The following is an 18,186-nucleotide window of genomic DNA, read 5'->3' on the forward strand; positions in this document are numbered from 1 at the left end:
CGCCCGTCACGACGCGACCCGCAGCAGCAGCACCGACCTGGCGGGCACGGTCACCGAACCGCCCCCCTGGTACACCGTGCCCGGCTCCTCGGTCTGGACCTCCGCCGAGGTGTCCACGACGAGCTCGTACGACCGGGCCCACGGGCCGCCCGGCAACAGGAAGCTCACCGGGCGGTCCGCCGCGTGCAGGATCGCCAGGAAGCTGTCGTCGGTCACCTGCGCCCCCCGTGCGTCCCGCCCCGGGATGTCACGCCCCGACAGGAAGAGACCCAGCGTCGAGGCGGGCGCGTACCAGTCCTGCTCGGTCATCTCCGGGCCGCGTGGCGTGAACCAGGCCAGGTCCCGCAGCCCGTCCGCGGCCTGCGGACGCCCCGAGAAGAAGGCGCGGCGGCGCAGCACCGGGTGGGCGTGGCGCAGGGCCAGCAGCCGGGACGTCAGCGCGAACAGGCCGCGCCAGCCCGGCTCTTCGAGCAGTGACCAGTCGATCCAGCTGGTCTCGTTGTCCTGGCAGTACGCGTTGTTGTTGCCGCCCTGGGTGCGGCCCATCTCGTCGCCCGCCACCAGCATCGGCACCCCCGTGGACAACAGGAGCGTGGTGAGCATGTTGCGCAGCTGGCGGCGGCGCAGCTCGTTCACCCGTACGTCGTCGCTCTCGCCCTCGGCGCCGCAGTTCCACGCCCGGTTGTCGCCGGTGCCGTCCCGGTTGCCCTCCCCGTTCGCCGCGTTGTGCTTCTGCTCGTACGACACCAGGTCGCGCAGTGTGAAGCCGTCGTGCGCGGTGACGAAGTTGACGGAGGCGTACGGGCGCCGGCCGCCCCACGCGTAGAGGTCGCTGGAGCCCGACAGGCGGTAGCCCAGGTCCCGTACGTCGGGCAGGGCGCCGCGCCAGAAGTCCCGTACGGCGTCGCGGTACTGGTCGTTCCACTCCGTCCACAGCGGCGGGAACGCGCCCACCTGATAGCCGCCGCTGCCGACGTCCCACGGCTCGGCGATCAGCTTCACCCGGCGCAGCACCGGGTCCTGGGCGATGACCGCGAGGAACGGGGACAGCATGTCGACGTCGTGCATCGAGCGGGCCAGCGCCGCCGCCAGGTCGAAGCGGAAGCCGTCGACGCCCATCTCCGTGACCCAGTATCTGAGCGAGTCGGTGATCAGCCGCAGGACGTGCGGCTGGACCACGTGCAGGGTGTTGCCGCAGCCCGTGTAGTCGGCGTACCGCCGGGCGTCGGACTGCAGGCGGTAGTAGCCGCGGTTGTCGATGCCGCGCAGCGACAGCGTCGGGCCCAGCTCGCCCGCCTCCGCCGTGTGGTTGTAGACCACGTCGAGGATGACCTCGATGCCGGCCGCGTGCAGCGCACGCACCATCCCCTTGAACTCCTCGACCTGCTGGCCGGCCGTCCCCGTCGCCGCGTATCCGGCGTGCGGCGCGAAGTAGCCGATGGAGTTGTAGCCCCAGTAGTTGCGCAGGCCGCGCCGCAGCAGATGGTCCTCGTGCGCGAACTGGTGCACCGGCAGCAGCTCGACGGCCGTCACCCCCAGACGTACGAGATGCTCGATCGCGGCCGGGTGGGCGAGTCCCGCGTACGTGCCGCGCAGCGGCTCCGGGATGCCCGGGTGCAGCTTGGTGAAGCCGCGCACATGCAGCTCGTAGATGACCGAGTCGGCCCACGGCGTCTTGGGCCGCCGGTCGTCCAGCCACTCGTCGTCGGGTGCGTCCGCGTGCACGACGACGCCCTTGGGGACGTGCGGCGCGGAGTCCCGGTCGTCGCGGACCGTGTCGGCGACATGCTGCTGCGGCCAGTCGCGCACATGCCCGTACACCTCGCCGGGCAGCGCGAAGTCCCCGTCCACGGCCCGCGCGTACGGGTCGAGGAGCAGCTTCGCGTGGTTCCAGCGGGCGCCCGTCCAGGGGTCCCAGCGGCCGTGCACCCGGAAGCCGTAGCGCTGTCCCGGCCGGACGCCCGGCACGAAGCCATGCCAGATCTCGTGCGTCAGCTCGGTCAGCGGGCAGCGCGTCTCGGCGCCGTTCTCGTCGAACAGGCACACCTCGACCGCTTCCGCCCCGGCCGCCCACAGCGCGAAGTTGGTGCCCGCCACGCCGTCGGGGCCGACGCGGAAGCGCGCCCCGAGCGGAGTCGGCGCACCGGGCCACACGGGTGGCCGCGCCCTGCCGGGTGCCGGGCGGTGCCCGTTGACCCCGGCCGGTGCGGGCCCACTGGCCCGCACCGCCTCCGGTACTGCGATTGCCTGCTGCTCGGGTGCGCTCGACACCTGTAGTCCTCCCGCGGCTCGGCTGGACGGGCGGATCCTCCCAGGCCGTGCGGCATCCCGGCTGCGGCTTCCTGGTGTGGCTCCCTGCACCTGTTCTGCCCGGAACAGGGGTCGTACTCACGTTTCCCCCGGAGGGGGGCGATCGTTGGGCCGGACGTGAGAGACGCAGTGAGACGCGCACGGACGGCGCTGGCCGCCGTACTGGCAGGGGCAGGATTGATCGCCGGACTGTCCGGCTGCACCGGCGGAGGAGGCCTGGGCCTTGGCGACAAGCCGCGTTCGCCCAGGGACGCGATCAGGATTCTCCCCGACGACGGGGCGAAGGACATCAAGGCGGACGGCCGCATCGAGGTGAAGGTCCCCGACGGGCGGCTGGAGAGAGTCAAGGTGCTGCGGGTCGAGGACGCGGACCCGCAGGAGGTCGAGGGCCGGATCTCGCCGGACGGCCTGAGCTGGCAGCCGGTGGGCGGGCCGCTGCTGCTGGCCGCCAAGTACACGGTCGACGCGGTGGCGCTGGACGGCCGGGGCCGCCGATCGGCCCGGCACACCTCGTTCACGACGTACGTTCCCGAGCACCGCTTCATCGGCTACTTCAAGCCGGAGAACCGCTCCACCGTCGGCACCGGCATGATCGTCTCCTTCGACTTCAACCGCGAGGTGACCCATCGCGCCGCGGTCGAGCGCGCCATCGAAATCAGCTCGGAGCCGCCGGTGGAGGTCACCGGCCACTGGTTCGGCAAGCAGCGGCTGGACTTCCGGCCGCGCGACTACTGGAAGCCGGGCACTCGCGTGAGCGTCGCCATGAGACTGCGCGACGTACAGGCGTCGCCCGGCGTGTACGGCGTCCAGCAGAAGTCCGTCGACTTCACCGTCGGCCGCTCCCAGGTCTCCACGGTGGACGCCGAGGCACACACGATGGTGGTGCGGCGCGGCCAGGAGGCGCCGGTGAGCGTGCCGGTCAGCGCGGGGGAGCCGAAGAACAAGACGTACAACGGGAAGATGGTCGTCACCGAGCTGTACGACGTGACGCGGATGAACGGGCAGACGGTCGGATTCGGCGGCGAGTACGACATCCCGGACGTCCCGCACGCGATGCGGCTGACCACGTCGGGGACCTTCCTGCACGGCAACTACTGGGCCGCGTCGCGGACCTTCGGGTCGGCGAACACCAGCCACGGCTGCGTCGGGCTGCGCGATGTGAAGGGCGGCAGTTCGGCGACCCCGGCCGGCTGGTTCTTCGACCGCACGCTCGTCGGGGATGTCGTCGAGGTCATCAACTCGCACGACCGGAAGGTCGCTCCCGACAACGGCCTCGGCGGCTGGAACATGGAGTGGAACCGGTGGAAGGCCGGATCCGCCCTCGGATAACCCCCGCTGACCTGCATGGCTCGCCCTCGCCCCGTCGGCGCACTTGAGACGGAACGGTGACATGCGCGGGGAGTTCCCGACACGCCCGGTGTGCTTATCTTTTCCAAGGCGCGTGGGAGCAGCGCGTGGGGTGCGGGCCATGGCTGGGGCCAGGCCGTGCGAGGGGAGAACAGAAAAGTGAACAGGCAGCGGATATCGGGGGCATCGGCCGGGGCGCGGCGGGGACGTGGGCGTGGACGCCCGGGTCTGCTCGCCCTGTTGCTGGGGGCGATGCTGCTGCTGGTCACGGCGTGCGGCGGGGGTTCGGACTCCGGCGACGGCGAGAGCAAGGGCAAGGACGGCGCGGGGAAGACCGACAACAAGGCTTCCCAGGCGGTGGTGACGGTCGCACCCAAGGACGGTGCGAAGGACGTCGCCACCAGCGGTGCCCTCAAGATCGGTGCGGACAAGGGCAAGCTGACGTCCGTCTCGGTCGAGGACACCAAGGGCAATGAGGTCGACGGCAGGATAACCGGCGGTGGCACCGGCTGGGAGCCGGCGCAGCACCTCGGCGCCGCGACCAAGTACAAAGTGCACGCGATAGCCAAGGACGCCGAGGGTCGCGAGTCGGCGAAGGACATCTCCTTCACCACGCTCGTCCCGAAGAACACCTTCGTGGCGTACTTCACGCCGGAGGACGGTTCGACCGTCGGCGTCGGAATGCCCGTCTCGGTCCGCTTCAGCCGCGGCATCACCGACCCGAAGGCCGTCGCCAAGGCGGTCAAGGTGACGTCCGAGCCCGCAGTGCCGATCGAGGGCCACTGGTTCGGCAACGACCGCCTCGACCTGCGCCCCGAGAAGTACTGGGCCAAGGGCACCAAGGTGACGCTGAAGATGAGCCTCGACGGTGTCGAGGGACGGCCCGGGGTCTACGGCAAGCAGACCAAGACCGTGAAGTTCACCGTCGGCCGCAGCCAGATCAGCGTGGTGGACGCCAAGGCCCGCACGATGACCATCAAGCGTGACGGCAAGGTCCTCAAGACCATCCCGATCACCGCGGGTGCGCCGTCGACGACGACGTACAACGGCCAGATGGTGATCAGCGAGAAGTACAAGGTGACGCGCATGAACGGCGCCACCGTCGGCTTCGGCGGCGAGTACGACATCAAGGACGTGCCGCACGCGATGCGCCTGTCCACCTCGGGCACCTTCATCCACGGCAACTACTGGGCGGGCGCCGGAGTCTTCGGCTCGTCCAACGTGAGCCACGGCTGCGTCGGCCTCCAGGACGTGCGGGGCGGCTACGACAAGAAGCTGCCGGGCGCCTGGCTCTTCGACGAGTCGATCATCGGTGACGTCGTGATCGTGAAGAACTCCAACGACAAGCAGATCCAGCCGGACAACGGCCTCAACGGCTGGAACCTGTCCTGGTCGGAGTGGAAGAAGTAGCAGTACCCGCAGTACGGACGGGCCCGCCGCACCTCGACCAGGTGCGACGGGCCCGTTGCCATGTCGTTAACGGGCGCTAACCTCGTTGGCATGACTGTGAATCTCGAAGTCTCCGAGGGCGTCGGCACCATTCGCCTGGACCGCCCCCCGATGAACGCGCTGGACGTCGCCACGCAGGACCGGCTGCGCGAGCTTGCCGAGGAGGCGACCCGGCGCGACGACGTGCGGGCCGTCGTGCTCTACGGCGGCGAGAAGGTGTTCGCGGCCGGCGCGGACATCAAGGAGATGCAGGCGATGGACCACGCGGCGATGGTCGTACGGTCCAGGGCCCTGCAGGACTCGTTCACCGCCGTGGCCCGTATCCCCAAGCCCGTTGTCGCCGCGGTCACCGGGTACGCGCTGGGTGGCGGCTGCGAGCTGGCGCTGTGCGCCGACTTCCGTATCGCCGGCGACAACGCCAAGCTCGGCCAGCCCGAGATCCTGCTGGGCCTGATCCCCGGCGCGGGCGGCACCCAGCGCCTCGCGCGCCTGGTCGGCCCGTCCAGGGCCAAGGACATGATCTTCACCGGGCGCCATGTGCGGGCGGAGGAGGCGCTGTCGATCGGTCTGGTCGACCGGGTGGTGCCCGCCGCCGAGGTGTACGAGCAGGCGCACGCCTGGGCCGCGAAGCTCGCACGGGGCCCCGCGACGGCGCTGCGCGCCGCGAAGGAGTCCATCGACGCGGGCCTGGAGACGGACCTGGACACGGGGCTCACCATCGAACGGAACTGGTTCGCCGGGCTGTTCGCGACCGAGGACCGGGAGCGTGGAATGCGTAGTTTTGTCGACGAGGGGCCGGGCAAGGCGAAGTTCCTCTGACCAGAAGTCAGTTGGGGGGTGTACTCCTCTTGGGCGGATTAAGTCGGTCTTAAAGCAACCTCAAGACGGCCTTGTACGGAACCCTCGGTGATCACTTATAAGCGGGAGGTCATCGCAGGTCAGAGGGGTTGCGGAGGGGGGCGTGCTGCCCATGGCATATGCCGAGCGACACCCCCGGACAGGGGTGTTCCGGGGGGTCGAATCCCCCGGAACGGCCCCGGAAGGTCCGCTGTGCGGCCATGATGGTGCCATGGCGGGGCTGGAGGGTATGGAGCAGCCGCGGCCGCGCGGCAGCGCGACCGCCGCGCGGTGGATGCCTGCGGTAGAGGATGAACAGGGTCTGAAAGCACTGGAGTTGTTCGGGAATCCGACGGACGGCGAGGTTCGGCTGCCCTCGCGTCCCGAATCCGCCGCCACGGCCCGGCGGCTGACACAGTGTGTGGTGCTGCGCCAGTGGGCGCTCTCCCCGCAGACCGCCGAATACGCGGTGCTGCTCGTCTCGGAGCTCGTCGGCAACGCCGTGCGGCATACCGGCGCCCGCGTCTTCGGATTGCGGATGCTGCGCCGCAGGGGCTGGATAAGGATCGAGGTGCGCGACCCGTCGCGCGGCCTGCCCTGTCTGATGCCGGTGCATGAGCTCGACACCAGCGGGCGGGGTCTGTTTCTCGTCGACAAGCTGTCCGACCGGTGGGGTGTGGACCTGCTGCCGCGCGGCAAGAACACCTGGTTCGAGATGCGGGTCACGGAGCGCGCCGCCGACAGGTGAGGCGGGCGCCGGGCGTGCGGGCGCGGAAACACAGAAGCCCCCTGCGGCCGACGTGCGGCGCTTCGGGGGCTTCTGTGGAGCGGCCGTGGAGCTGGGGGGTGTGATCCACGGCGCTTACGACGACCTGGCCCGGGTCAATGGGGGTCGTGGCTCCGACTATGGCAGACGGCGTACGGAGCGCCAAAAGTATTTACTCGGACAAATGCCCGCATAGAGTGATGTTCCGTTTGTGAATCGTAGGTGAGTTGAGCCACTTGCCTACTAAAGAGCGTGCAAGTGTGGGGCTTGAGGGCTGATTCATCGATCGCGCGAGGCGGGTGGGAGCTGACGTCCACGACCCGCGAAGCCCATGAATTTGGTCAATCATTACCTTCTCCCCCCATAACCCTTTAAATGGGCGCGTGACATTGATCTGCCGACGCGACGCACTGCGTGTGGGAGCGGGCGCACTGGGGGCGGCCTTCGCCGGGACACTCGCCGCGGGCTGCGGTACGCAGGACGCCGCGTCCGGGCCCGCACCGTCCGCCGACACCCCCGCCGCCGCCCCGGCGAAACAGCCAGCCGCCCCGCGCCCCGCCCCGGCCCCCCGCCGCTTCCCCGGCCTGCCCGTCCAGATCACCCACGGCCCGCGCGACCGCCCCCGGGTCGCCCTCACCTTCCACGGCCAGGGCGACCCCGCCATCGCGAAGTCCGTCCTCGCCGAGGCGGAGCGGGCCGGTGCCCGGGTGACCGTCCTGGCGGTCGGCGGCTGGCTCGACGAGCACCCCGCCCTGGCCCGCCGGATCCTCGACGGCGGCCACGACCTCGGCAACCACACGCAACGCCACCTCACCATCTCCGGCATGGGAGAGCGGGAGGCGTACGCCGAGATCACCGGCTGCGCGGACCGGCTGCGCCGGCTCACCGGGTCCATCGGCACCTGGTTCCGGCCCTCCCGCACCCAGTTCGCCACCCCCCTCGTCCAGAAACTGGCGGGCCGGGCCGGATATCCGCACGTTCTGTCCTACGACGTCGACTCCCTCGACTTCACCTCGCCCGGCGCCCCGGCCGTCACCCGCAAGGTCGCCGGCGAGATCCGCAACGGATCCGTGGTGAGCCTGCACTTCGGCTATGCGGATACGGTCGCCGCGCTGCCCGCCCTCCTCGACGAACTCGACCGCCGCGGACTGCGCGCGGTGACCACCACGGAGCTGCTGACCCGATGAAGATGATCACCCCACGCACCCGCCGCACCCGACACACACCCGCGCTGCTCGCCTGCGTCCTCATCGCGGCCCTCGCGGGCTGCGCCGACACCGATGCGAAGAAGCCGACCGAAGCGCTCGGCACCAAGGGCATCGCACCGCCGCCGGCCAAGCTGAAGAAGGCCGCGCCCGCCGTCCCGGCCGGGCTGCCCGGCATGCCGCCGGTGCTCGACCCGAAGGATGTGTACGCGGCGGACCGCCCCAACCAGCTGTCCCCCGTCGTCAAGGGCTTCCCGTCCCGGGTGTACGTCCCCAACACCAAGTCCAACACGGTGTCGGTGATCGACCCCAAGACGTACAAGGTCACCGAGACCATCCCGGTCGGCATCCAGCCGCAGCACGTCGTGCCGTCCTGGGACCTCAAGACGCTGTGGGTCAACAACAACCGCGGTCACACGCTCACCCCCATCGACCCGGCCACCGGCGTCGCGGGCAAGCCCGTCGAGGTGCACGACCCGTACAACCTCTACTTCACGCCCAACGGCAAGCACGCGATCGTCATGGCGTCGATGGACCGCGAACTGGTCTTCCGCGACCCGCACACCATGAACCGGGTCAAGACCGTCCCGGTCTCCTGCGCGGGCGTCAACCACGCCGACTTCTCCGCGGACGGCCGGTACTTCATCGTCTCCTGCGAGTTCTCCGGGGAGCTCCTCAAGGTCGACACCGAGAAGATGAAGGTCATCGGCCAGCAGAAGCTGCCCTTCCAGGGGGCCATGCCGCAGGACGTCAAGATCTCGCCCGACGGCAAGACCTTCTATGTCGCGGACATGATGGCGCACGGCATGTGGGTGCTCAACGGCGAGAAGTTCCCGACGCCGAAACTGATGCCCACGGGCAAGGGCGCCCACGGGCTCTACATCAGCCGCGATTCGAAGGAGATGTACGTCCCCAACCGTGGCGAGGGCTCCATCTCGGTCTTCGACTTCGCGAAGGACAAGCTGACGAAGAAGTGGCATCTGCCGGACGGGGGCAGTCCCGACATGGGCGGGGTGTCGGCGGACGGCAAGGTCCTCTGGCTCTCCGGGCGGTACGACTCGGAGGTGTACGCGATCGACACCACGACGGGCCGCCAGCTCGCCCGCATCCCCGTCGGCGGCGGCCCGCACGGCCTGGCGGTCTACCCGCAGCCGGGCCGCTACTCGCTGGGGCACACGGGCATCTTCCGGTGAGGCGCGATCGCGGGACGGGCTGACCGACCTGCACCCGCACCCGCACCCGCACCCGCACCCGCACCCGCACCCGCACCCGCCCTTCGCACCGGTACCACCCACCCCACCCGGCCCGATAATCTGTGTACGTAATGACGGCATGTGAAGGGGCGGATCCAGTGGTGGACATCGAGTTGGCGCGCAAGACGTTCGCGCGGTACGACGTCAACGGGGACGGGCTGATCTCGGCGGTGGAGTACAAGAGCGTGATGGCGCAGCTCGGTGACCCCTATGTCACCGAGACCGTCGCGCAGGCCGTGATCAACGCCCATGACAGCAACGGCGACGGCAAGCTCACCTTCGACGAGTTCTGGGCCTCCAGGAACAAGGGCTGACACCCGCGCCCGGCTGCCTGGTGCGTACGGGCCCGGATCTCACTTCGCGGTGGGTTCCGGGCCCGTACCCGTTTCCTCGGCGATGGCCCGCAGCTCCCGGTGGGCGTCTTCGAGCCAGCCCACCCAGAAGCGCTCCAGGTCGATGCCGCCGCGCAGTACCAGATGCCGGACGCGGTCGCCAGGACGGGCCCGCTCCGGGCCGAAGTCGCGTGCCTCGATCGCTCGGTACTTCGCCAACTGCGCCCGGTGCAGGGTGAGATGACGCCCCACCTCGGCATCGAGGCCCTGCGTGCCCACCACCCCGGCCGCGCGCAGCCGCAGCAGGAGGGCGTCCCGCATGGGCTTGGGGTCCTCGATCCTGCCCACCCAGGCGGCCAGTTCGGCGCGACCGGTGGGCAGGACCTCGTACTCCTTCTTCTGGCCTTGTGACGGCTGCTGCCGGCGCAGTTCCCTGATCGCGCCGGACTGCTCCAGCTTGCCCAGCTCGCGGTAGATCTGCTGATGCGTCGCGGACCAGAAATAGCCGATGGACCTGTCGAACCTGCGGGTCAGCTCGATCCCCGATGACGGCTTCTCGAGCAGGGCCGTGAGGATCGCGTGCGGGAGGGACATGCCCGCATCCTAGGTACGGCCGGGCGCGGCCGGGGACGCGCAGGTGTGGGAGCGGGCACGGGTCACAGGGTGGCCGCGAGTTCCGTCCCCTGCCGGATGGCGCGCTTGGCGTCCAGCTCGGCGGCGACGTCGGCGCCCCCGATGAGATGCACCGGGTGCCCCGCCGCCAGCAGCGCGTCGTACAGCTCACGGCGCGGCTCCTGGCCGGTGCACAGCACGACCGTGTCGACCGGGATCAGCCGCTGCTCGCCGTCGACCGTGACATGCAGGCCGGCGTCGTCGATGCGGTCGTACGTCGCGCCCGCGACCATCGTGACGCCGCGGTGCTTGAGCTCGGTGCGGTGGATCCAGCCCGTGGTCTTGCCGAGGCCCGCACCCACCTTGGTGGCCTTGCGCTGCAGCAGGTGCACGGTGCGGGTCTGCGCCGGGCGGGCGGGAGCCTGGAGGCCGCCGCGGGAGCGGTAGTCGGTGTCGACGCCCCACTGACGGAAGAATTCCTCCGGGCTCAGGCTCGGGGCGGCGTCGGCGTCCGTACTGGTGTCGGTGAGGAACTCCGCGACGTCGAAGCCGATGCCGCCCGCCCCGATGACCGCGACGCGCTCCCCGGCCTTCGCGTCCTCGCGCAGCAGGTCGAGGTAGCTGACCACGCTGGGGTGGTCGATACCGGGGATGGCCGGGGTCCTGGGAGTGACGCCGGTGGCGAGGACGATCTCGTCGAAGCCGGCCGCGGTGATCGACTCGGCGGTGGCGCGGGTGCCCAGCCGCAGCTCGACGCCGTGCGCGCCGAGCTGGTGGCGGAAGTAGCGGAGCGTCTCGTTGAACTCCTCCTTGCCGGGGACCTTGCGTGCCACGTTGAGCTGGCCGCCGATCACGTCCGCCGCGTCGAAGAGCGTCACCTCGTGCCCGCGCTCGGCCGCCGCGACGGCGCAGGCGAGGCCCGCGGGCCCGGCCCCGACGATGCCGACGCGCTTGGCGCGGCGGGTGGGGGAGAGGACCAACTCGGTCTCGTGGCAGGCGCGCGGGTTGACCAGGCAGGATGTGATCTTCCCGCTGAAGGTGTGGTCCAGGCAGGCCTGGTTGCAGCCGATGCAGGTGTTGATGGCGTCGGCGCGCCCCGCGCTCGCCTTGGCCACGAAGTCGGGGTCGGCGAGGAAGGGCCGGGCGAGCGAGACCAGATCGGCATGGCCCTCGGCGAGCAACTGCTCAGCCTTCTCAGGGGTGTTGATCCGGTTGGTCGTCACCAGCGGAATGCCCACCGAGCCCATCACCCGCTTGGTCACCCAGGCGTAGGCGCCGCGCGGCACGGAGGTCGCGATGGTGGGGATGCGGGCCTCGTGCCAGCCGATGCCCGTGTTGATGATGGTCGCGCCGGCCGCCTCCATCTGCTGGGCGAGCGTGATCACCTCCGCCAGCGACGAGCCGCCGGGGACCAGGTCGAGCATGGAGAGTCGGTAGATCAGGATGAAGTCCCGGCCCACCTGCTCGCGCACCCGGCGAACGATTTCGAGGGGGAAGCGGATGCGGTTCTCGTACGAGCCGCCCCACCGGTCGTCGCGGTGGTTGGTGTGGGCGGCGATGAACTCGTTGATCAGGTAGCCCTCGGAGCCCATGATCTCGACGCCGTCGTAGCCGGCCGACTTGGCGAGCGCCGCCGTCCGTACGAAGTCCTCGATCGTCTCCTCGATCTCGGCATCGGTCAGGGCATGCGGTACGAAGGGGCTGATCGGAGCCTGGAGCGCGCTCGGGGCGACCAGTTCGGGGTGGTGCGCGTACCGGCCGAAGTGCAGGATCTGCATCGCTATCCGGCTGCCCTCGCGGTGTACGGCGTCGGTCACCTGCCGGTGCTGCGCCGCCTCCGCCTCGGTGGTCAGCTTGGCGCCGCCCGGGTAGGGGCGGCCGCGGTCGTTGGGCGCGATGCCGCCGGTGACCATGAGGCCCACGCCGCCGCGGGCGCGGGCCGCGTAGAACTCGGCCATCCGCTCGAAGCCGCGCTCCGCCTCTTCGAGCCCGACGTGCATCGAGCCCATCAGCACGCGGTTGGGCAGCGTGGTGAAGCCGAGGTCGAGGGGGCTCAGCAAGTTCGGGTATTCAGTCGTCGGACTCATGAGGCCATGTGTAGTCCACCCGGCGCGTCTTGTGCAACAAGTTGCATAAGGAGATCGGTGTTAGTTGGGCGACACCCGCCCCGCGCGTCCGGGCCCGGGGCCCGGCCCGAGGGCCGGGCCGTCGCGTCCAGGCCCGAGGGCCGGGCCGTCGCGTCTATGCCCGGGTCCAGGCCCGTCGCGTCCGGGTCCGAGGGCCGGGCCGTCGCGTCTATGCCCGAGGCCCGGCCCCGGCGGCCCCCGGCTCGTTGGGGGTCTAGGCCCGGCCCCGGCGCCCCCGGCCCGTATACATCGGCCATCGGCGCACTGGCGGCCTCGTAGGCTTTGCCCGTGCCGGTACGTACCGGCTTCCCCCGCGCACGACAGGTCGCTCCCCTTGTCCTCCTTCGCACTGCCTCGTCCGGCCTGGCTCTCGCCCAAGGTCTTCCGCACCGAGGTGCTGGCCGGTCTGGTCGTCGCGCTCGCGCTCATCCCCGAGGCCATCGCGTTCTCGGTGATCGCCGGTGTCGATCCGAGGATCGGCCTGTTCGCCTCGTTCACCATGGCCGTCACCATCGCCTTCGTCGGCGGGCGGCCCGCGATGGTCTCCGCCGCGACGGGCGCCGTCGCCCTGGTCATCGGCCCCCTCAACCGCGAGTACGGCCTGGGGTATCTGATCGCCTGCGTGATCCTCGCGGGCGTCTTCCAGATCGCCCTCGGCGCGCTGGGGGTCGCCAAGCTGATGCGGTTCGTGCCGCGCTCGGTGATGGTCGGCTTCGTCAACGCGCTCGCCATCCTGGTCTTCATGGCGCAGGTGCCCGAGCTCACCGACGTGCCGTGGCCGGTCTATCCGCTTGTCGTGTCGGGTCTCGCGCTCATGGTGCTCTTCCCGAGGATCACCCGCGCGGTGCCGGCGCCGCTGGTCTCCATCGTCATCCTCACCGTGATCACGGTGGCCGCGGGCATCGCCGTACCGACGGTGGGCGACCGCGGGGCGCTGCCGACGGCGCTGCCGCTCCCGGGCCTGCCCGATGTGCCGTTCACCTGGGCGACCCTGCAGATCATCGCTCCGTACGCGCTGGCGATGGCGCTGGTGGGCCTGATGGAGTCGCTGCTGACGGCGAAGCTGGTCGACGACATCACCGAAACCCACTCCAGCAAGACCCGCGAATCCATCGGCCAGGGCATCGCCAATATCGTCACGGGCTTCCTCGGCGGGATGGGCGGCTGCGCGGTGATCGGCCAGACGATGATCAACGTCAAGACGTCGGGCGCCCGCACCCGCCTGTCGACGTTTCTCGCGGGCGTCTTCCTGATGGTCCTGTGCATAGTCTTCGGCCCGGTCGTCTCCGACATCCCGATGGCCGCCCTGGTCGCGGTGATGATCGTGGTCTCCGCCGCCGCCTTCGACTGGCACTCCATCGCGCCCGCGACCCTGCGGCGGATGCCGGTGGGGGAGACGACGGTCATGGTCGTCACCGTCGCCTGCGTGGTGGTGACCCACAACCTCGCCGTCGGGGTCGTCGTCGGCTCCATCACCGCCATGGTCATCTTCGCCAGGCGCGTCGCCCACCTGGTCAATGTCACCGCGGCCACCGACGCCGACGGCGGCCGAACCGTCTACACCGTCACCGGTGAGCTGTTCTTCGCCTCGTCCAACGACCTGGTCGAGCAGTTCGACTACCAGGAGAGTCCGGAGCTGATCGTCATCGACCTGACCGCGGCCCACATCTGGGACGCGTCCTCGGTGGCGGCCCTGGACGCCATTTCGACGAAGTACGAGCGACGGGGGAAGACCGTCGGGATCGTCGGCCTGAACGGACGCAGCGCGCAGATGCACGACAAGCTCAGCGGCGAGCTCACGCCGTAACGACCCCGCAGGGCGTCGGGAGCCGGCACGCCGATCCACCAAGGACGACGGAACAGCCCTTGGGCGCCGCTACACGGCGGAGTAGACCGCGTCGACCAGCGCCATCTTGCGCGGGTCGTCGGCGATGTGCGGACCCATCCGATTCATGACGTACCCCAGGCTGAGGTCCGCCTCGGGGTCGGCCAGGCCGCAGGAGCCGCCGAACCCGTCGTGGCCGACGGCCCGGGGGTTGGGGCCGTACGAGCCGTTCGTCCCGCTCAGCCACACGCCGAGCGCCGTCTCCGTGTCGTGCTGGAAGCCCGCGCCGAGCACCAGGTCCCGGCAGCGGCCCTGGCCCTCGCGGACCCGCTCGGCGGCCTGCGGGGACAGCACCCGGTGGGTGCCCGCCCGGCCCTGCCGCGCGAAGATCCCGTACAGCGCGGCGACCGCACGGGCCGTGCCGTGGCCGTTGGCGGCCGGGATCTGTGCGGCCCGCCACTCGGGGGTATTGGCCTCGGCGGCCCCGGCGACGGGGTTGAGCAGGGCCGCGAGCGCGACCGGGGGCAGCTGGTCGAAGGCCGCGGCCTGCTCGCTGCCGCGTGCGGCCCGCGCATGCACCAGCTCGGCGGCCCGCCCGGCCTCCTTCTCGGGCAGCCCGATCGCGAAGTCGATGCCGAGCGGCCCGGTGATCTCCTGGTGGAGGAAGTCCCTGGGCAGTTGCCCGGTGATCCGGCGGACCACCTCGCCGACCAGGAAGCCGAAGGTGAGCGCGTGATACCCGGACCGGGTGCCGGGCTCCCACCACGGCTCGGTCGCCGCCAGCCGCGCGCAGGTCAGGTCCCAGTCGTACAGCTCGGCGACGGTGTGCGGCTCCCGCAGACCGGCCAGCCCCGCCCGGTGCGACAGCAGCTGCCGTACGAGAACGGCCTCCTTGCCCGCCGCCGCGAAATCCGGCCAGTACGCGGCGACCGGCGCGTCCAGGTCGAGCAGCCCCCGGTCGGCCAGCAGATGCGCGCACAGCGCGGTGACGCCCTTGGTCGTCGACCACACGTTCACCAGGGTGTCCTGCTCCCAGGGGCGGCTGCGCGCCGCGTCGGCCCAGCCGCCCCACAGGTCGACCACGGTCTCTCCGCCGACCAGCACGGTGACGGCGGCGCCCAGCTCGCCGCGCTCCCGGAAGTTCTCCTCGAAGGCGGCACGCACGCCGGCGAAGCGGTCGTCGCACTGGCCATGGACGGTTGGCACGGGCTGAGTCATGGGTCCCCTCCGGACGGCACTCGATGGCCAGGACCGTACCGACTGGTCGGACTGGCGGGAAGAGGGCGGCGGGAAGACGGTGGCGGGAGCGAGTGGGGGAGAGCCAGGGAACGGAGAATGCCCGCACCGAGGAAATCGGCGCGGGCATTCACTCGAAGCCGTACGACTGACGGCTCCACCTCATGCTGATTCAGGTCAGATGTTGACGCCGAAGTCCGTCGCGATGCCGCGCAGGCCCGAGGCGTAGCCCTGGCCGACGGCGCGGAACTTCCACTCCGCGCCGTTGCGGTAGAGCTCGCCGAAGACCATGGCGGTCTCCGTCGACGCGTCCTCGGAGAGGTCGTAGCGGGCGAGCTCCTTGCTGTCCGCCTGGTTGATCACGCGAATGAACGCGTTGCGAACCTGGCCGAAGCTCTGACCGCGGCTCTCACCCTCGTGGATGGAGACGGGGAAGACGATCTTGTCGACCTCGGCGGGAACCGTCGAGAGGCCCACCTTGATCTGCTCGTCGTCGCCCTCGCCCTCACCGGTGGTGTTGTCACCGGTGTGCTCCACGGAGCCGTCGGGGCTCTTGAGGTTGTTGAAGAAGACGAAGTGCTGGTCCGAGACGACCTTGCCGCTGGCGTCCACCAGCAGGGCGCTGGCATCGAGGTCGAAGTCGGTCCCGGTCGTGCTGCGTACGTCCCAGCCCAGGCCTACCGTGACGGCGGTCAGGCCGGGGGCCTCCTTCGAGAGCGAGACGTTGCCGCCCTTGGAGAGACTGACACCCATGAAGATCCCTGCTCAATCCGGCGCGGGCCACGCCCCTTGACGATCTCTTTGCCCAACCCGCCAACGGATGCGGAGCCCGGTCAGTTCCCGAAAGTTCCTCGTAGTCCTCCGAATGGCCGCGAAGTCATTCCGGGGCGATGGTGAGGGCCATCTCCGGCCGGTCCCACATCACCGCGGGCGGCCGTGCGAGCACGGTTCCGGTCCGCTCGGCGCCCACTCCGAGGTAGAACCCCTCGGCGGGCGGATGCGCGACGACACGCACCTCGTCGACCCCGGCGGCCCGCGCCTCGCCACGCAGATGCGCGACCAGCCGCCGGCCGATGCCGCGGCCCTGGGCGGCGTCGGAGACGAACATCAGGTCGAGCTCGGGCGGATCGATCGGGTCGAGGACGAGGGCGTAGAACCCGAGCACCCGCTCGACGGAACCGTCCGGCCCACCGGCCGCCCCGCACCCGCCGGAATCCGGCGGCGAACCGGCGTCCGGGGCAAAGCCGCCCGCGACCGCCACGAAGACCCGATGGGCCTCGATGTAGTCGGGCCCCACCCGGTATCCGGCGATCATCGGGGCGTACGGGCCCTCGTAGGCGCGGGAGGCCCGCACGATCCGGGTGAGCCGCTTCGCGTCCCGCGCGACGGCCCGCCGGATCCGTACGGCCCCGGGGCCGGTCCCGGGGCTCCGGCTCAGCACTCGATGACGTTGACCGCGAGACCGCCGCGCGCCGTCTCCTTGTACTTGACCTTCATGTCGGCGCCGGTCTCCTTCATGGTCTTGATGACCTTGTCCAGGGACACCTTGTGCTGGCCGTCGCCGCGCATTGCCATCTTCGCCGCCGTGACGGCCTTGACCGCGGCCATGCCGTTGCGTTCGATGCACGGGATCTGCACGAGGCCGCCGACCGGGTCGCAGGTCAGGCCGAGGTTGTGCTCCATGCCGATCTCGGCCGCGTTCTCGACCTGTTCGGGGGTGCCGCCGAGCACCTCGGCCAGGGCGCCCGCGGCCATTGAGCAGGCGGAGCCGACCTCGCCCTGGCAGCCGACCTCGGCGCCGGAGATGGAGGCGTTCTCCTTGAAGAGCATGCCGATCGCGCCGGCGGAGAGCATGAAGCGGACGATGCCCTCCTCGTCGGCGCCGGGCACGAAGTTCATGTAGTAATGCAGGACGGCGGGGATGATGCCGGCGGCGCCGTTGGTGGGGGCGGTGACGACCCGGCCGCCCGCCGCGTTCTCCTCGTTGACCGCCATCGCGTAGAGGGTGATCCACTCCATGGCGTGGGCCAGCGGGTCACCCTCGGCGCGCAGCTGGCGGGCCGAGTTCGCGGCGCGGCGGCGGACCTTGAGGCCGCCGGGGAGGATGCCCTCGCGCGACATGCCGCGTGAGACGCAGGCCTGCATGACGCCCCAGATCTCCAGGAGCCCCTCGCGGATCTCGGTCTCGGTGCGCCAGGACAGTTCGTTCTCCAGCATCAGCGCGGAGATGGAGAGTCCCGTCTCGCGGGAGAGGCGCAGCAGCTCGTCGCCCGTTCGGAAGGGGTACTTGAGCACTGTGTCGTCAGGGATGATGCGGTCCTCGCCCACCGCGTCCTCGTCGACGACGAAGCCGCCGCCCACCGAGTAGTAGGTCTTCTCCAGGAGGGGGCTGCCCGCGGCGTCGTATGCGAAGAGGGTCATGCCGTTGGCGTGGTAGGGCAGGGAACGCCGCCGGTGCAGGATCAGCTGGGTCGACTCGTTGAAGTCGATCTCGTGGTCCGTGCCGATCTCGGTGAACAGCAGCCGCAGCCGGCCGCTCTTCCTGATCCGCTCGACATCCGCGTCGGCGGCCTCCACATCGACGGACTTGGGCGAGTGGCCCTCAAGACCGAGCAGCACGGCCTTGGGCGTGCCGTGCCCGTGGCCGGTCGCGCCGAGCGAGCCGAAGAGCTCGCACCGTACGGACGCGGTCTGGGCGAGGATGCCGTCCTTCTTCAGCCGGCCCACGAACATCCGGGCGGCGCGCATGGGGCCCACGGTGTGGGAGCTGGACGGGCCTATGCCGATCGAGAACAGGTCGAAGACCGAGAGGGCCACGGGAGAACTCCTAGCTGATTGGTAGACGCCGTTGTCTGCCGGGTGGTGCGGGTGGGGGGCACGAGACGGGG

The 18,186-nt window shown here is 70.4% G+C and carries 15 protein-coding genes; 8 read left to right on the plus strand and 7 right to left on the minus strand.

The genetic code is table 11. From position 1 onward, the window contains the following. Positions 1–6: 6 nt before the first annotated feature. Positions 7–2,271: a glycogen debranching protein GlgX gene (gene glgX, locus ACLLJJ_RS29225; RefSeq protein WP_434596853.1), complete on the minus strand. Its 2,265-nt coding sequence runs from the start codon at positions 2,269–2,271 to the stop codon at positions 7–9. 168 nt (positions 2,272–2,439) lie between these two features. On the opposite strand from glgX, the gene ACLLJJ_RS29230 reads away from it, so the two are divergent. The 7 genes from ACLLJJ_RS29230 to ACLLJJ_RS29260 all read left to right on the plus strand — a co-directional run bounded on the left by ACLLJJ_RS29230 (position 2,440) and on the right by ACLLJJ_RS29260 (position 9,481). Then, a complete protein-coding gene (locus ACLLJJ_RS29230; RefSeq protein WP_434596855.1) occupies positions 2,440–3,639 on the plus strand; it encodes a L,D-transpeptidase in 1,200 nt (399 codons plus the stop codon). Between the two features lie 177 nt (positions 3,640–3,816). Next, entirely contained in the window at positions 3,817–5,067 is a 1,251-nt protein-coding gene (locus tag ACLLJJ_RS29235; RefSeq protein WP_434596857.1) for a L,D-transpeptidase, read from the plus strand. 90 nt (positions 5,068–5,157) lie between these two features. Next, entirely contained in the window at positions 5,158–5,925 is a 768-nt protein-coding gene (locus tag ACLLJJ_RS29240; RefSeq protein ID WP_434596859.1) for an enoyl-CoA hydratase/isomerase family protein, read from the plus strand. A 250-nt stretch (positions 5,926–6,175) separates the two neighbouring features. Beyond that, positions 6,176–6,691, plus strand: coding sequence for an ATP-binding protein (locus ACLLJJ_RS29245; RefSeq protein ID WP_434596862.1), 516 nt, complete (start codon positions 6,176–6,178; stop codon positions 6,689–6,691). 401 nt (positions 6,692–7,092) lie between these two features. Next, positions 7,093–7,896 (plus strand): polysaccharide deacetylase family protein, encoded by an 804-nt coding sequence (locus tag ACLLJJ_RS29250; RefSeq protein ID WP_434596864.1) that lies wholly within the window; start codon positions 7,093–7,095, stop codon positions 7,894–7,896. 2 nt (positions 7,897–7,898) lie between these two features. Next, positions 7,899–9,107, plus strand: a complete 1,209-nt coding sequence (locus tag ACLLJJ_RS29255) for a YncE family protein (RefSeq protein ID WP_434600554.1) — start codon at positions 7,899–7,901, stop codon at positions 9,105–9,107. 158 nt (positions 9,108–9,265) lie between these two features. Continuing rightward, on the plus strand, positions 9,266–9,481 hold the full coding sequence (locus tag ACLLJJ_RS29260) for an EF-hand domain-containing protein (protein ID WP_434600555.1): 216 nt from the start codon (positions 9,266–9,268) through the stop codon (positions 9,479–9,481). Between the two features lie 39 nt (positions 9,482–9,520). Here ACLLJJ_RS29260 and ACLLJJ_RS29265 read toward each other — a convergent pair whose 3' ends face one another. Both ACLLJJ_RS29265 and ACLLJJ_RS29270 read right to left on the minus strand, forming a co-directional pair. Then, positions 9,521–10,093, minus strand: coding sequence for a PadR family transcriptional regulator (locus tag ACLLJJ_RS29265; protein WP_434596866.1), 573 nt, complete (start codon positions 10,091–10,093; stop codon positions 9,521–9,523). A gap of 62 nt (positions 10,094–10,155) precedes the next feature. Beyond that, the gene (locus ACLLJJ_RS29270) at positions 10,156–12,198 is read right to left on the minus strand and encodes an FAD-dependent oxidoreductase (protein ID WP_434596868.1); all 2,043 of its coding nucleotides are present in this window, start codon (positions 12,196–12,198) and stop codon (positions 10,156–10,158) included. Positions 12,199–12,571: 373 nt separating this feature from the next. On the opposite strand from ACLLJJ_RS29270, the gene ACLLJJ_RS29275 reads away from it, so the two are divergent. Then, a complete protein-coding gene (locus ACLLJJ_RS29275) occupies positions 12,572–14,044 on the plus strand; it encodes a SulP family inorganic anion transporter (RefSeq protein ID WP_434596870.1) in 1,473 nt (490 codons plus the stop codon). A 69-nt stretch (positions 14,045–14,113) separates the two neighbouring features. On the opposite strand, the gene ACLLJJ_RS29280 is transcribed toward ACLLJJ_RS29275, so the two are convergent. The 4 genes from ACLLJJ_RS29280 to ACLLJJ_RS29295 form a co-directional block, all read right to left on the minus strand. Then, positions 14,114–15,280: a serine hydrolase domain-containing protein gene (locus tag ACLLJJ_RS29280; protein WP_434596872.1), complete on the minus strand. Its 1,167-nt coding sequence runs from the start codon at positions 15,278–15,280 to the stop codon at positions 14,114–14,116. A 195-nt stretch (positions 15,281–15,475) separates the two neighbouring features. Then, entirely contained in the window at positions 15,476–16,051 is a 576-nt protein-coding gene (locus ACLLJJ_RS29285; protein ID WP_434596874.1) for a TerD family protein, read from the minus strand. A gap of 124 nt (positions 16,052–16,175) precedes the next feature. Continuing rightward, positions 16,176–16,739, minus strand: coding sequence for a GNAT family N-acetyltransferase (locus ACLLJJ_RS29290; RefSeq protein ID WP_434596876.1), 564 nt, complete (start codon positions 16,737–16,739; stop codon positions 16,176–16,178). Next, the gene (locus tag ACLLJJ_RS29295) at positions 16,733–18,115 is read right to left on the minus strand and encodes an L-serine ammonia-lyase (RefSeq protein WP_434596879.1); all 1,383 of its coding nucleotides are present in this window, start codon (positions 18,113–18,115) and stop codon (positions 16,733–16,735) included. The genes ACLLJJ_RS29290 and ACLLJJ_RS29295 overlap by 7 nt, the downstream gene beginning before the upstream one ends. Positions 18,116–18,186: the final 71 nt, after the last annotated feature.

This window comes from Streptomyces sp. A5-4 (assembly GCF_051131715.1).
Taxonomy (GTDB): Bacteria; Actinomycetota; Actinomycetes; order Streptomycetales; family Streptomycetaceae; genus Streptomyces.

Coding starts and splice junctions, on each gene's coding strand:
- ACLLJJ_RS29270 (WP_434596868.1), bottom strand. CDS start 12,198: ATGAGTCCGACGACTGAATACCCGAACTTGCTGAGCCCCCTCGACCTC.
- ACLLJJ_RS29240 (WP_434596859.1), top strand. CDS start 5,158: ATGACTGTGAATCTCGAAGTCTCCGAGGGCGTCGGCACCATTCGCCTG.
- ACLLJJ_RS29265 (WP_434596866.1), bottom strand. CDS start 10,093: ATGTCCCTCCCGCACGCGATCCTCACGGCCCTGCTCGAGAAGCCGTCA.
- ACLLJJ_RS29285 (WP_434596874.1), bottom strand. CDS start 16,051: ATGGGTGTCAGTCTCTCCAAGGGCGGCAACGTCTCGCTCTCGAAGGAG.
- ACLLJJ_RS29255 (WP_434600554.1), top strand. CDS start 7,899: ATGATCACCCCACGCACCCGCCGCACCCGACACACACCCGCGCTGCTC.
- ACLLJJ_RS29280 (WP_434596872.1), bottom strand. CDS start 15,280: ATGACTCAGCCCGTGCCAACCGTCCATGGCCAGTGCGACGACCGCTTC.
- ACLLJJ_RS29245 (WP_434596862.1), top strand. CDS start 6,176: ATGGCGGGGCTGGAGGGTATGGAGCAGCCGCGGCCGCGCGGCAGCGCG.